9 protein-coding genes and 1 pseudogene are annotated in these 14,561 nt (G+C 73.9%); 3 read left to right on the forward strand and 7 right to left on the reverse strand.

What is annotated here, in order from left to right:
• Nucleotides 1-20: 20 nt before the first annotated feature.
• Nucleotides 21-1,970, reverse strand: coding sequence for a DUF5107 domain-containing protein (locus OG393_RS04525; protein WP_327373263.1), 1,950 nt, complete (start codon nt 1,968-1,970; stop codon nt 21-23).
• A 285-nt stretch (nt 1,971-2,255) separates the two neighbouring features.
• Here OG393_RS04525 and OG393_RS04530 point away from each other — a divergent pair, with 285 nt between their 5' ends.
• Nucleotides 2,256-2,588: a DUF6204 family protein gene (locus OG393_RS04530; protein WP_327373264.1), complete on the forward strand. Its 333-nt coding sequence runs from the start codon at nt 2,256-2,258 to the stop codon at nt 2,586-2,588.
• Nucleotides 2,589-2,671: 83 nt separating this feature from the next.
• On the opposite strand, the gene OG393_RS04535 is transcribed toward OG393_RS04530, so the two are convergent.
• Nucleotides 2,672-3,223, reverse strand: a complete 552-nt coding sequence (locus OG393_RS04535) for a GNAT family N-acetyltransferase (protein ID WP_327373265.1) — start codon at nt 3,221-3,223, stop codon at nt 2,672-2,674.
• 37 nt (nt 3,224-3,260) lie between these two features.
• A complete protein-coding gene (locus tag OG393_RS04540) occupies nt 3,261-3,599 on the reverse strand; it encodes a hypothetical protein (protein WP_327373267.1) in 339 nt (112 codons plus the stop codon).
• A 424-nt stretch (nt 3,600-4,023) separates the two neighbouring features.
• On the opposite strand from OG393_RS04540, the gene OG393_RS04545 reads away from it, so the two are divergent.
• Entirely contained in the window at nt 4,024-4,773 is a 750-nt protein-coding gene (locus OG393_RS04545) for a GntR family transcriptional regulator (protein ID WP_327378309.1), read from the forward strand.
• Between the two features lie 88 nt (nt 4,774-4,861).
• Complete coding sequence (locus OG393_RS04550; protein WP_327373268.1) at nt 4,862-5,971, forward strand: adenosine deaminase; 1,110 nt, start codon at nt 4,862-4,864, stop codon at nt 5,969-5,971.
• Nucleotides 5,972-6,058: 87 nt separating this feature from the next.
• On the opposite strand, the gene OG393_RS04555 is transcribed toward OG393_RS04550, so the two are convergent.
• The 4 genes and pseudogenes from OG393_RS04555 to OG393_RS04570 all read right to left on the reverse strand — a co-directional run.
• Nucleotides 6,059-8,038 (reverse strand): S9 family peptidase, encoded by a 1,980-nt coding sequence (locus OG393_RS04555; protein ID WP_327373269.1) that lies wholly within the window; start codon nt 8,036-8,038, stop codon nt 6,059-6,061.
• Between the two features lie 11 nt (nt 8,039-8,049).
• Nucleotides 8,050-9,405 carry a M20/M25/M40 family metallo-hydrolase gene (locus tag OG393_RS04560; RefSeq protein ID WP_327373270.1) on the reverse strand — a complete coding sequence of 452 codons (1,356 nt, stop codon included), beginning with the start codon at nt 9,403-9,405 and terminating at the stop codon, nt 8,050-8,052.
• On the reverse strand, nt 9,398-10,231 hold the full coding sequence (locus OG393_RS04565) for a M55 family metallopeptidase (RefSeq protein ID WP_327373271.1): 834 nt from the start codon (nt 10,229-10,231) through the stop codon (nt 9,398-9,400). The genes OG393_RS04560 and OG393_RS04565 overlap by 8 nt, the downstream gene beginning before the upstream one ends.
• A gap of 357 nt (nt 10,232-10,588) precedes the next feature.
• Nucleotides 10,589-14,554 (reverse strand): annotated as a pseudogene (locus tag OG393_RS04570) (type I polyketide synthase); the annotation flags it as partial.
• Nucleotides 14,555-14,561 lie beyond the last annotated feature (7 nt).

The raw sequence follows: 14,561 nt of genomic DNA on the forward strand, positions 1-14,561 counted from the left end.
ACCTCGGCGAGGGTCAGCCCTCAGGGACACATCCGGAAGTCGTAGCGTTCCGGAAGCGGGGCGTCGGTCAGGGCCGACCAGAGTTCGCCCAGCTCTTCGGCGCCCTCGCGCAGGTCCGCCACCTCGAAGCCCTCGTCGAAGACGGTACGGGCCTCGTCCGGCCGGCCTTCAGCGAGGAGCAGGCGGGCCTCCAGGAACCGGAAGGCCCCGCGCTCCCGGGCCCGCTCCGGCAGCCGGTGCCACAGGGCGCGCGCCCGCGTGACGTCCCCGACGGCGAGGTGCGCGGCGAGCACCTCGCGGCCGAGCGGCGCCGTCACCGTCTCCTCGTCCTCGGGCAGGCTGTCGAACGCCTCCGCGAAACGCTCGGCGGCGCGCACCGGATGCCCGCCCTCCTGGTCGGCCACGGCGAGGCAGTACAGCAGCGGCCAGCGTACGGTGGCACGGCCGAGGCCGCGTTCCCAGCTGCGGACGGCCTGGGCGAGATCGCCGGCGTGCCACTGCGCGAGACCCAGGTGGTATTCGGTCCAGGGTTCCGCCGGCGCGGTCTCCAGCATGTCCCGCCACGCGTCCGCGACGAGGGACGGGCCGGGCACCGCGGACCGCCCCCAGGGCGGGAGGACGCCGGTGCGCAGCAGTTCCAGCCAGGGCTTCTGCTCCTCGTCGAGTGTCGACGCGGGGAACGGCGTGCCGGGCAGGTCATGTCCGGCACGCAGGGCTTCGAGCGCGCCCCAGCCCGATCCGGTGGACAGCACGGTCACGGGCGCGGCGTCCGCCGGCCCGCCGCGCCATGCCTCGTACGCGCCGTCCACGGCGGCACGCGGCAGGACCTCGTCCAGGCGGCGCTCCACCTCAGACCGGGCGTCCGGCCAGTTCTCCCCGTGCACCGCGGCCGGGTCTGCGGCGAGCGGGCCGTAGACCTCCAGCCAGCTCAGTTCCTCCCCGCCGTCCAGTGTGACGTTCTCCCGCTGTGTCCGGGCGAGACCGGCCTGGATCTCCGCGTAGCCGGGCGTGCCCGGCTCGGTGAGCCAACGCTGCCAGCGCCGTCCGCCGGGCGCCGAGCCCCAGACGAAGAGTTTGCGTCCGCGCAGCAGGTCGGTCGAGGTCTGGACGAGCCCCGTGCCGCTGTCGTCCAAGGCGGCGATCCAGCGCCGCCGGCCGTCGGGGAGGTCGTAGAAGTGGTCGGCGGGCAGGCCGCTGTGCGGCGGGCGGGTGTGGTCGGTGCCGTCCTCGGCACGCGGGACGGGGACACGGCGCAGGCCGAGCTCGGTGTCCTGGCGCCAGGCCGTGTCGGCGGGCGCGAGGACCCTTCGGTCCTCGGGGACGGCGGTGTTGGACCACCAGTAGACGGGCACGGCCCGTTCGTGCGGATTGCGGACGCGTATGCCGACGTGCAGGAAGTCGGAGTCCTCGGGCAACCACAGGTCGACCTGGAACGGCAGGTCGCGCAGGCGTTCCCACTCCCACAGCCGGAGCATCTCGCCGCCGTCGGGGGCCGGGACGATCGCCGCGTGCAGCGGCGCGCAGGCCAGGGTCGTGTGGCCGGGTGCGCCGATGTTCCACTCGATGCCCCCGGCGAACCAGGCGCCGTTGAGCGCGAAGGCGGCGGGCTGGAACACCGGGTTGCGGTGGACCAGTTCGCGACCGGTGGGCTTGTGGAGCAGGGAGTGGACCCGGCCGCCGAGTCCGGGGAGCACGGTGGCCCGCAGTCGGTCGTTCTCGATCACCAGGGTGTCGAGGCCGGTGGGGACGCGCTCGCGTCCGTATCCGTCACGGATCCGTGTCGGCAGCAGGGTGCGCAGGGGTGCGCCGTCCAGCTGCCGGACCATCTCGCGCGACATGTCCGCGGTGGCGCGTGCGTCGACGTCGTGCGGTGTGGCGAGGGTTCGCAGCGCGGGCAGGGGGTTGTCCGGGCCCAGCGGGGCCGCGGGCAGGGTCAGTACGGCACGTCGTACGGTCGTCATGTCGCCCATGGAACACGGCGGTTGCTCGGCTGACCAGGGGCTCCGGGTGTCCGTCTTCGGTGAAGCCCGCCCCGGGCGGCGTGGTGGGGAGCGCGGCGACGCCGGTCCCCGCGGCGGTCGGCCGGAGACCGGGGACGGCGGGCCGGGGAGGTGCCGATGTCGGTGTGGACGAGACGGCCGGGACCGGGCGGAGTCGGCCGGCTCGATATTCCGGGCGCGGTTCCCCCGGCCCGCCGTAGGCTGGATCCTCGATGCCGCGGGCCGGCCCGCGGCGAGCATGTGAGGACGCGAGTCATGGGGACGCAGCACACCTACCGGGTGATCGTGCGGGGTACGTTCGACGGCCTGTCGGAGGACAGCCGGTCACGGCTGCTCGCCGAGGTGGAGGCGCACGGTCTGTCGGCGATGCGGTTCACGCGGGAGGGGTCCCTGGCGTACGACCGGACGCTCAGGCACTTCTCGTACCGGCTCGTGGTCGTCTCGGACGTGGAGGACGGCGAGGAGATGGCGGCGGCGATCGCGGAGGACCGGGCGGAGGCCGCGCTCCGGGACCTGGGGCACGCCCACGGCCCGCTGAAGTCGACGGTGACGGACATGGACACGATGAAGATCAACCGCAAGCGCTGACCGACGTTCCGGCCGGGAGCACGCCGGCTCCGCGCCGGGAGCTCCGTGCCGGCGGCTTCGGGACGAGGCCCTCGGTGTGCGGGCTATCCCGGGGGCGGCGGGGCCGTGATCGCCCAGCGTTCGTGGTCGCGCCAGGCGCCGTCGATGTGGAGCATCGCCGGTGAGAAGCCCTCCGGTCGGAAGCCCGCCCTGCGGACCAGGGCACGGGAAGCCGTGTTGGCGGGCTGGATGTCGGCCTCCAGGCGATGCAGGCCCAACGGCCCGAAGGCGTACGGGAGGAGCAGGGACAGCGCCTGGGTGAGCAGGCCGCGTCCGGCCGCGTGGGCGAAGACGCCGTAGCCGAGAGCGCCGCTGAGGAAGGCGCCGCGGACGATGTCGTTGATGTTCACGAAGCCGGCGATCCGGCCGTGGGCCGCCCGGTCGCAGACGAGGAATCCGGCCCGTGCGGGGTCCTCGGTGAGGACGCGGGCGTACACCGCGTACGTCGCGTGGTGCTCGGGTGGGAAGAGCCACGGATGGTGCAGCGCACGGCTCTCGCGCGCACGGGCGGTGAACTCCGCGGCGTCCTCCGGGAGAAAGGGCCGCAGTCCGACGCGCGGACCGGCGGTGAGGTACAGGTCAGGGACGTCGGACACGGGTTCAGGATAGCGGGCCACGGCTGACGCTCCCGGCTCAGCGGCGGGCCGAGGTCACCTTCGGCGGGCAGGTCTCGCCCTTCTTCACGACTCCGATGACGGCCGTCGCCCGCCGGTCGAGCACGACGCCGGTCGACGGGTACTGGGTACACACCTGCCAGCTCGGCGGCCACAGCACGCGCCGGTCGCGCCCGCTCACGTCGTGGACGTCGAGGCGGGTGCGGTGGTCGAGGGTGGTGAAGACCCGCCAGAGGCTCCGGCCCAGGAAGTCCGGCATGGCCGGGTCCTCGTCCGCGGCCACCGCCTCTCCGGAGGTGGCCGCCACCGCGGCGAACGCCATCGCCACGCCCGCGCCGAAGCACCACGCCCGCCTCATGCGCGCCGCCGTGCCGCGTGGCCCGGAAACCGGGCGCCCCCGGGGCCGTACGGCCGACCGGACCCGTACGAGGCCCGGTCCCTGCCCGCTGTCCCACCGCGCCTCATGCCCGACCCTCTTTCCCTCGTACGTGGCCCGCCGTCATGGGGCCAGGATGGCGGGCCACGTACGAGGGCGGGGCGGTGAACGGGGCCGTACGGGTGAGAGGGCGGCGTGGGGGCCCTACGGGTGAGGACGGGAACGCGGGCGACTCGAACACCCCCATGACCTCACTTGTCAGACAGGGAAACTGCGCCTGAATGGACTCTACGCGCGTCACCGAGCGAGACTGCGTTCCGGTGACACGGAAACGACGTCGCCTGCGGGAACAGGGCGGCCCCGTCCATCGACGGGCCGACAAGGCGGGCGAGAAGGGGAAGTGGCAGTGGCAGTCACCGGACAGCGACGACGGCCGGTCGTGGTGCTCTACGAGCGGATCGCGGACGCCATCCACGACGGCGTCTATCCGCCGGGCTCCACCCTGCCCTCGGAACCGAGGCTGGCGGCGGAACTCGGCGTGAGCCGGCCCGCACTGCGCGAGGCGCTGCTGCTGCTCCAGGAGGACGGCCTGCTGTCGGTGCGGCGCGGAGTGGGCAGGACCGTCAACGACCATCCCCCGCGGCGCGGCTTCGAGCACATCCAGCCGCTGGAGGAACTGATCGGCGCGGGTACGCCGCTGCGGGTGAGCGCCCTGCTGCGGACGGTCGAGGAGCCGACCGACTTCACCACCCAGCACCTGCTCGCCCCCGCCCGCGCGGAGCTGCGCTTCTGGGAGTCCCTGCTGACCGGGGACGGCGCGGCGGCGGCGCTCAGCCACGAGTGGGCCGCCGACGAGGACGTGCTGGAGGCGGCCCATCCGGAGTTCGCCCGCGCACTGCGCGAGGAGTCCGCCCCGGAGCGCGTCTCGATGCTCGCGGTGCTCGCCGCCGCCTCGCGCGGGGTGCCGCTGGAGGCACACAGCGCCGTGACGGCGACCCTGCTCGGCCAGCGGCGCGGCAAGCAGCTCGGACGCCCCGCGGACACCCCGGCGGTGCTGGTCACGCAGGTGGTGCGGGTCGGACCGACTCCGGTCCTGGCGGCCAAGCACATGCTCCCGACGGGTGCCCCGGCCCTTCCGGTCCTCCAGTCGAACTGATCCGCACACGACGCCCGGGACGTCACGAGGGTGCTCTGTCGCCACCGTCACAGCGCCGGAGGCGCTCCGTGGCGTACACTTCCGCGCCATGCACTTGTCTGACAACCTCCCCAGCGCTACCGCGTCTCCCGCCACCTCCCCTGTCGCCGAGTGGATCAGGCGGGCCCCCAAGGCCGTCCTGCACGATCACCTCGACGGTGGTCTGCGGCCCGCCACCATCGTCGAGCTGGCACGCGCCTGCGGCTACACCGCGCTGCCGACGGAGGACCCGGCCGCGCTCGCGGTGTGGTTCCGGAACGCCGCCGACTCCGGTTCGCTGGAGCGGTACCTGGAGACCTTCGCCCACACCTGCGCCGTGATGCAGACCCGTGCGGCGCTCTTCCGGATCGCGACCGAGTGCGCCGAGGACCTGGCGGCCGACGGGGTCGTCTACGCGGAGATCCGCTATGCCCCCGAGCAGCACCTGGAGGGCGGGCTGAGCCTCGACGAGGTGGTCGAGGCCGTGAACGACGGCTTCCGTGAGGGCGAGCGCCGTACCGACGGGCGGATCACCGTCCGGGCGCTGCTGACGGGTATGCGTCACACCGACCGTTCGCTGGAGATCGCGCGTCTCACGGTGGCCCACCGCGAGAACGGTGTGGCCGGCTTCGACATCGCCGGCGGCGAGATCGGCAACCCGCCGGCCCGCCACCTCCCCGCCTTCCAGTACCTGAAGCGGAACAACTGCCACTTCACCATCCACGCGGGCGAGGCCGTCGGCGCGGAGTCGATCCACGAGGCCGTGCAGGTCTGCGGGGCCGAACGGGTCGGTCACGGGGTGCGCATCACGGACGACATCGCGGAGGACGGGACGCTCGGGCACCTCGCGGCGTACGTGCGCGACAACCGCGTCGCCCTGGAGGTCTGCCCGACCTCCAACCTCCAGACGGGCGCGGCCAAGGACTACGCCTCGCACCCGATCGAGGAGCTGCGCCGGCTCGGGTTCCGGGTCACGCTCAACACGGACAACCGGCTGGTCTCCGGCACGACCATGAGCGAGGAGTTCCAGCACATGGCCGACGCCTTCGGCTACGGGCCCGAGGTGTTCGAGGAGTTCACGGTCGCCGCCCTCGACGCGGCGTTCCTGCCGCTGCCCGAGCGGCGACGCCTGATCGACGAGGTCGTCCGCCCGGGGTACGCGGGCCTCGTCACCGCGTAGCGGGCGGCCTCCGAGGGCGACGCCGTGTGCCCGGCCCGGGGCGGGCGCGCGGGCGTCCGCCGAGTCCGGGACCGCCGGGTCCGGGTGTCACTTGCGCAGCTCCAGGAGCGGGACGTCGGGCCGGTCGATGCCGAAGGTCTGCGCGTAGAGGGAAAGTTCGGCTTCCAGGGCACGGGTCATGGTCCCGGCGAGGCGGAAACCGTGGCCCTCGCCCTCGAAGGCGAGGTAGGCGTGGGGGATGCCCCGCCCGGCCATGCGGGCGAGGAAGCGTTCGCTCTGGGCGGGCGGGCAGATCACGTCGTCGAGGCCCTGGAGCAGCAGGAAGGGGGCCGAGATCCGTTCGACGTGGTGGATCGGCGAGCGATCCCGGTAGCGGGCGGGTACCTCGTCGAGCGGTCCGATCAGGGAGTCGAGGTAGCGGGACTCGAAGTCGTGGGTCTCGTCGGTGGCCCAGCCGAGCAGGTCGAGGATGGGGTAGATGATCGTGCCGCAGGCGTAGAGGTCGGCGGCGACGAGGGAGGCCGCCGTGGTCCAGCCGCCCGCGCTGCCACCGCGGATCGCGAGGCGGGCGGGGTCGGCGGTGCCCTCGGAGGCGAGCGCTCCGGCGACGGCGGCGCAGTCCTCGACGTCGACGACCCCCCACTGCTCCCGGAGCCGTTCACGGTACTCCCGGCCGTATCCGGTCGAACCGCCGTAGTTGACCTCGGCGACGCCGATGCCCCGGGAGGTGAAGTAGGCGATCTCCAGGTCGAGGACGAGCGGGGCGTGGCCGGTCGGGCCGCCGTGTGCCCACACCACGTAGGGGGGCAGTTCGTCGTCGGGGGCGATCCGGTCGGGGTTGTGGGGCGGGTAGACGTGGGCGTGGATCTCGCGGTCGTCCGGGCCGGTGAAGGTGCGGATCTGGGGCTCGGGATAGTAGGCGGGGTCGACGGGGTCGTCGTGTTGCGAGCCGACGACGCGGGTCCGGCCGGTACGGGTGTCCAGTTCGACGATCTCGTAGGCACTGCGGGGGCTGGCCGCGATGCCGACGACGCGCGTGCCGTGCGCGCCCAGGGCCGGTGCCCAGTCGGTCCAGGGGCCGGGCGCGTCCACGAGTTCGCCGCTCTCCGGGTCGAGTATGCCGAGGGTGGTGGCGCCCTTGCCGTGGATGACGGCGACCAGGCCGTCGTCGAGGGGGTGGAACCATTCCTGGCCGATCTTCCACAGGGGGCCGCCGAACTCCTCCGGTCGTGGGCAGAGCGCGACGGACTCGCCGTCGGGGGCGGAGCGGTAGAGGTTCCACCAGCCGCTGCGGTCGCTGACGTGGAGCAGTCGGCCGTCGGCGGTCCAGTCGACCTGGGCGACCGACTCCTCAGGGCCGCCGGCGACGGTCCTGGTGTCGGCGAAGGCGCCGTCGGCGGTGACGTCGGCTAGCCGTACCTCGGTGCCGTCCCAGGGCATCCGCGGGTGGTCCCAGGCGATCCAGGCGACCTGTCGCCCGTCCGGGGAGAGGCGGGGGCCGGTGACGAAGCGGTCGCGGTCGTCGGTGAGTTCCCGTACGGCGGACCGCGCGTCGGCCGCCGAACCGTCCAGGGGGACGGCGGCGAGGACCCGGCGTACGTCGGTGGGCGCGGGGCCGGTGAACTCCTCCAGGACACACCAGACCTCGCCGCGGTCGGGGTGGATGACCGGGTCGGCCCAGCGCAGCCCGCCGCCGGTCGCCGAGACGGGGGTGAGCGGGCGGGGTGCCGCGCCGCCGTCGGGTGCGTGGGCGTACAGCCGCTGGTCGGTCAGGTGACTGAAGACGAGGAGGGGGCCGTCGCCGTCGCGTGGCACGCCGGCCCAGGGCCGGCCGCCGTACTCCATGACGCGGCTGCGGATGTTCCACGGTGCGGGGAGCACCGACTCCTCCGTGCCGTCGGCCCGCCGGCGGACGAGGGCGCGGCGGCCTCCCTCGGTGGGGCGCGGCGCGGTCCACCACACCTCGTCGCCGACGGTGCCGACGTATTCGGGACGGCCGTCGCGGGAGGCGGCGAGGGCGGCGCCGATGGGTGACGGCCAGCTGCCGTATCGGCCGGTGGGTACCATGTCGACTCCCCTTACGCGGACTTGAGATAGTGGTCGAGGACCCGGATGCCGAAGTGGAGGGCGTCGACGGGCACCCGTTCGTCGACTCCGTGGAACATCGCACCGTAGTCCAGGCCGGGGGGCAGCTTGAGCGGGGAGAAGCCGTAGCCGGTGATGCCGAGCCGGGAGAACTGCTTGGCGTCGGTGCCGCCGGACATGCTGAACGGGACGACGTGGCCGTCCGGGTCGAAGTGCTCCACGGCGGCGCGGAGCTTCGCGAAGGTCGGTGAGTCGACGGGGGACTGCAGGGCGACCTCGCGGTGGTGGAAGCGCCAGTCGACGTAGGGGCCGGTGAGACGGTCCAGCGTCTCGGCGAACTCCTCGTCGCAGCCGGGCAGCGTCCGTCCGTCGATGTACGCGACGGCACGGCCGGGGATGACGTTGACCTTGGAACCTGCTTCCAGCATGGTCGGGTTGGCGCTGTTGCGGAGGGTGGGTTCGACGAGGGCGGCGGCCGGGCCGAGGCGTTCGAGGAGGGCGTCCGTGTCGAGGGCGGGCGCGTGTCCGTCGGTCTCGACGCCGTAGACGGCGGCGAGTTCGCCCAGGGCGGCGCGGACGGTCGGGGTGAGCCGGACGGGCCAGCGGTGGGTGCCGATGCGGGCGACGGCGGACGCGAGCCGGGTGACGGCGTTGGCCGTGTTGACCTTGGAACCGTGCCCGGCCCTGCCGTGGGCGGTGAGCTTGATCCAGGCGGTGCCGCGCTCGCCGGCGGCGATCGGGTAGAGCGTCGTGTCCGGGTCGGGGTGGAAGCTGAACGCCCCGGATTCGCCGATGCCTTCCGTGCAGCCTTCGAAGAGCTCGGGGTGGTGGTCGGCGAGGAAGCCGGAGCCGTCCTCGGCGCTGGCCTCCTCGTCGGCGGTGTAGGCGAGGACGATGTCGCGGCGGGGGCGGATGCCCTGGCGGGCCCAGCAGCGGGCGACGGCGAGGACCATCGCGTCCATGTTCTTCATGTCGACGGCGCCGCGTCCCCAGACGGCTCCGTCGTGGATCTCGCCCGAGAAGGGGTGCCGGGTCCAGTCGCCGGGCTCGGCCGGGACCACGTCGAGGTGTCCGTGGACGAGCAGGGCGTCGGCGGACGGGTCGGTGCCCGCGATCCGGGCGACGACGTTGGTGCGGCCGGGTGTGCGTTCCAGGAGGACGGGGTCCAGGCCGGCGGCGGCGAGGCGTTCGGCGACGTACTCGGCCGCGGGTCGCTCGCGGCAGTCGCCGTCGCCTCGGTTGGTGGTGTCGATCCGGATCAGTTCGGAGGTGAAGGTCACCACCTCGTCGAGCGCCGTGGCGTCGACCGTCGCCGCCGTCCCCTCGGTGCGTGTGACCGATTCAGCCATACTGTTCCTCCACCGCGGCCGAGACGATGGTCGTGACCGCTTTGAACGTGCGGATGCTCTCGTACATGGTGGGGGCGGAGTAGGCGACCCGGCGCTCCGCGACGCGCGCCACGCCGGGCACGATCGTGGCGGCGCCCGCCAGGTGCTCGGCGTCGAACTCGAGCTCCATGGTGAACGGGCCGCCCCGGACCGGCTCGTGGCGTACGGCGAGGGCGGTCGCGGCCTTGGCCGCCGCGCGGATCTCGGACGCGGTACGGCTGGGGGTGCGGCAGACGGCCGCGTACCGCGACACATGGTCCTTCACGGCGACCTTGTGGGCCTCGGGTGCGTAGCCGAGCGCGTCCTCGCAGGTCAGGTCGTCGCCGGTGACGAGGATGACGGGCACTCCGTACTCGGCGACGACGTGGGCGTTGAGGTGGCCCTCTCCGGCGCGCTCGCCGTCGAGCCATACGCCGGTGAGGGAGTTGGCGAGATAGGTGTGGGCGAGCACCCCCTCGGCGCCCGCCCCCGTGTGGTAGCCGACGAAGGCGATGCCGTCGACGTCGCCGTGCTGTACGCCCTCGACCATGGAGAGCGCCTTGTGCCGTCCGGTGAGCATCTCGGCCCGCTCGTCGAGCCGTTCCAGGAGGAGGTTGCGCATGGTCCAGTGCGCCTCGTTGACGAGTACCTCGGTGGCGCCGCCGTCGAAGAAGCCGAGCACCGCCGCGTTGACGTCGGAGGTGAACAGGGCGCGGCACCGCTCCCACTGGGGGGTGCCGGGGAGCACGTCGGCGGGCCAGGTGACTCCGGTGGCGCCTTCCATGTCGGCGCTGATGAGGATCTTCACGGCTCTCCCGGTTCTTCGCGCGGCGGGGACACGAAGCACCGGGCGGGGTGGCCGAGCGGGCGCGGCTCCCCCGGGCCGCGGGCGGGGCGCACGGTGACGTGCATGCTCATACACCGTCACGTTACGCGCTGGGGAACGGCCGGGCCAGGACCCTTGGCGGGCCGAAGCCCGGAGGACCGTCGGACCGGAGGAGGTGCGGTGCGGGCACCCGTCGCGGCACGGTCCGCGAGGGGCCGTGCCGCGAGACGTCCGGTGGAGAGGGCCGGTGCAGGGGCCGGTGCAGGGGCCGCCGGTCGCCCGGGGGTGCCTCCGGGGGAGGTCCGGAGCGCCGCCGGGGCGCGGGCGCCCCGGCGTCCGTCAGTCTCCGGCGCCCGGCAGCAGGGAGTTCGCCCAGCGTTCGACCGCCTGGGCCGTCGTGGCGGAGTGTTCCTCGAGCATGGTGAAGTGGTCGCCGGTCACCTCCGCGGCCTCGTGCTGCAGGTGCCAGGAGGCGATCCGTTCCTCGGTCTTCCCGTACGGTGCGGCGGCGTGCACGAGCAGGGTGGGCGCGCTGATCGGCTGCGGTTTCCATTCCCTGAAGAGGCGGGCGTAGGCCCCCATGCCGGTCAGCCGGTGGTCGTCGAGCGACACGAGCCGGCTCTCCCGCTCCAGCATGCCGCGGACCATCACGTCCCGGCCACGCGGGTCGTCCGCGCAGGCCGGGGTGTCGAGGAGGGCGACCCCGGCGGGGACCGTGCCGTGGCGTTCCAGCGCGTCGGCGACCGCGTGGGCGACCCAGCCTCCGGCGGAACGGCCGACGAGGAGCAGCGGAGCTCCCTGCGCCAGGTCGAGTGCCGTCCGTGCGTGCAGTTCGGCCAGGGCGTCGACGGACGCGGGCAGGGGTTCGCCCGGCAGGAATCCGGGGTGCGGGAGGGCCGCCACCCGCCAGGCGTCGCCGAAGCCGGCGGCGAACCGGGCGTAGACGTGAGCACCGGAGATCGCGCTGAAGGCGGGCAGGCAGACGACCGTGGGCCGGGAGCCTCGGGGGCCGAACCGGACCGGGGCGGTGCGGGTCACCGCCTGCGAGGGGTCGGAGAAGGTGCGTCGCATCAGGGCGGCGGACTCGATCATCGCACCTGCCTGGGCGAGTCGTCCGTCCCGGGCCGCCTGCGTGAAGAGCGCGGTGAGCAGTCCGGCGCCCTCCTCGGCGTCCTGCCGGTCCGGGTCGAGCGCGCCGCGCGGGACGGGCCCGGCGGCGGCCTCCTCCAGCCGGGCCCCGACGAAGGCCGTGAGCGCGTCCAGGTCGGGATGGTCGAAGACGAGTGTGCGGGGAAGTCGCAGGCCGAGGGTTCCGCCGAGGCGGTTGCGCAGCTCGATCGCGGTGAGCGAGTCGAAGCCGAGTTCCTGGAAGGAGCGGTCCGCGGTGACCGTCGCGGGTGAGGAGTGGCCGAGGGTCTCCGATGCCTCCGCGCGCAGGAGTTCGCGCAGGGCGTCCGCGCGTGCCGTGCCGGCGAGGCCGGCGAGGCGGCGGAGGGCCGGCGTCCGCGCGGGGTCGTCGGCCGGGGCCGTGGGAGCGGGCGGGGCGGGCGTCGCCGTGTCCGTCAGGGGCGCGGGGCCGGTGGTGGGGGTGTGCGCGGCGGCGGGAGCGCGGTCGGCGGGCAGGCCACGCGTGGCGGGCGGGATGGGCGTGCTCGGCAGGATCGTGGGGCCGGGCGGGTCCTCCAGCCAGTAGTGCTGCCGCTGGAAGGGGTAGGTGGGCAGGTCCGCGAGGGTGGCGCGCCCCTCGGTCAGACGGGTCCAGTCGACCGTCGCGCCGTCGACGTGGAGCCGGGCCAACGCCGTGAGGAAGGAGTCGCCTTCGGGGCGGTCGGAGCGCAGGGCGGCGGCGAAGACCTGCTCGTCGGCCTCGGGGACGATCTTCTGTGTGAGAGCGGTCAGGACCCCGCCGGGCCCCACCTCCAGCCAGCGCACCGCGCCGTGGGCGCGGGCGCGTTCCACCGCCTCCGCGAAGCGCACCGGGCGCCGGACGTGCCGTACCCAGTAGTCGGTGTCCACGACCTCGGGGGGAAGGCCGGCCAGCGCTGGCTCCCGTAGTTCCAGCCCTGCCACGACGTCATGGAAGTCCTCCAGCATGGGGTCCATCAGCGGGGAGTGGAAGGCGTGACTGACCTTCAGCCGGGTGGTCCGCAGCCCCCGTCGGCGCCAGTCGTCCAGGAGGGTCAGTACGGCGTCCCGCTCGCCCGACACCACGACCGACGCCGGGCCGTTCACCGCCGCCAGCGCGACCCGGCCGGCCAGGCCGGACAGCTCGGCGCGGACCTCGGCCTCGGTGAGCTCGACCGCCACCATGGCTCCCCCGGGCGGCAGTTGCTGCATCAGCCGGCCCCGGGCCTCTACCAGGCGGCAGGCGTCCGGGAGGGACAGGACACCGGCGACGTGGGCCGCGGCCACCTCGCCGACGGAGTGCCCCACCACGGCCTGGACGTCGACGCCCAGCGACCGGACGAGGCGGAAGAGCGAGACCTCCACGGCGAACAGCGCCACCTGGGCGTTGCCCGTCCGGTCGAGCCGGCCGTCGTCGGGCCCGGCCGCGAAGACGAGTTCCCGCAACGGTGTGCCGGTCAGTTCGGCGATCTCGTCGAAGGACCGCGCGAAGACGGGATAGGTCGCGTACAGCTCCTTGCCCATCCCGGGCCGTTGGCTGCCCTGCCCGGAGAAGAGCGCCGCGGTGGCACCCGAGGCGGCGACCCCGGTGACCGGGGGCCGGTCCTCGGCGCCGCCGAAGAGCACGGCCCGGTGCCGGAAGACGGCGCGCCGGGCGAGCGAGGCTCCCACGTCGGCGGGGTCGGCCGGGTTCTCCCCCACGTAGGCCCGCAGCGCGCCGACCCGTTCGTCCAGAGCCCGGGGGTCGCGGGCGGACAGCGGCCAGGGGACGAGGGGTGCGGGAGCGGTGGCCGGGCGGGGTGCGGTGTCCTCGTCCGTGGCCTCCTCCAGGATCACATGGGCGTTCGTGCCGCTGATACCGAAGGAGGAGACGGCGGCGCGGCGCGGCCGGTCCGTACGCGGCCAGTCGCGTCGTCGCGTCAGCAGTTCGACGTCCCCGGCGGACCAGTCCACGTGGGGTGACGGCTCCTCGGCGTGGAGCGTCCGGGGCATGACCCCGTGCCGCATCGCCTCCACCATCTTGATCACTCCGCCCACGCCGGCGGCGGCCTGCGTGTGGCCCACGTTCGACTTCATCGAGCCGAGGTAGAGGGGCTGTCCGGGCGTCCGTTCGCGGCCGTAGGTGGCGAGCAGGGCCTGCGCCTCGATGGGGTCGCCGAGTGCGGTCCCGGTCCCGTGCCCCTCCACCACGTCCACGTCCCGGGCGGACAGGCCGGCGTGGGCCAGGGCCTTGCGGATGACCCGCTGCTGCGAGGGGCCGTTGGGCGCCGACAGGCCGTTGGAGGCACCGTCCTGGTTGACCGCGACGCCGCGCAGCAGTGCGAGGACGGGGTGGCCGTGGCGCCGGGCGTCGGAGAGCCGCTCCACGAGGAGCATCCCGGCTCCCTCGGCCCAGCCCGTGCCGTCGGCTCCCGCTCCGAAGGCCCGGCACCGTCCGTCGGGAGAGAGCCCCCGTTGTCGGCTGAAGGAGAGGAAGGCCCGCGGCGTGGCCATGATCGTCACACCGCCGGCCAGTGCGAGCCCGCATTCGCCGGCCCGCAGGGCCTGTGCCGCCGCGTGCAGGGCCACCAGTGACGACGAGCAGGCGGTGTCGACGGTCACCGCCGGCCCCTCGAATCCGAGGGTGTACGAGATGCGTCCGGAGGCCACGCCGCCGGAGAGGCCGGTGACGAGGTAGGGCTCGACGGCTTCGGGGACCTGCTGGGTGGCGTAGTCGTGGTGCACCACGCCCGTGAAGACGCCGGTGTCACTGCCGCGCAGCGCCTCGGGGTCGATCCCGGCCCGTTCGAAGACCTCCCAGGAGGTCTCCAGCAGGAGCCGCTGCTGCGGGTCCATGGCCAGGGCCTCGCGGGGCGACACCCCGAAGAACTCGGGGTCGAAGAGCGCCGCGTCGTGCAGGAACCCGCCCTCGCGGGCGTAACAGGTCCCCGGCCGGTCGGGGTCGGGGTCGTAGATCTCCTCCAGGTCCCAGCCGCGGTTCGTCGGGAAGCCGGACACCGCGTCGCGCTCCTCCCGTACGAGCCGCCACAGGTCCTCGGGGGAGCGCACCCCGCCCGGGTAGCGGCACGCCATGCCGATGATGGCGATCGGTTCGCGGCTCGCCGTCTCGGCCCGCTGCAGCCGCAGACGGGTGTCGTGCAGTTCGGCGGTGACCTTCTTCAGATAGCCGACCAGCTTCTCCTCGGTG

It is taken from the genome of Streptomyces sp. NBC_01216 (genome assembly GCF_035994945.1).
Classification (GTDB): Bacteria; Actinomycetota; Actinomycetes; order Streptomycetales; family Streptomycetaceae; genus Streptomyces.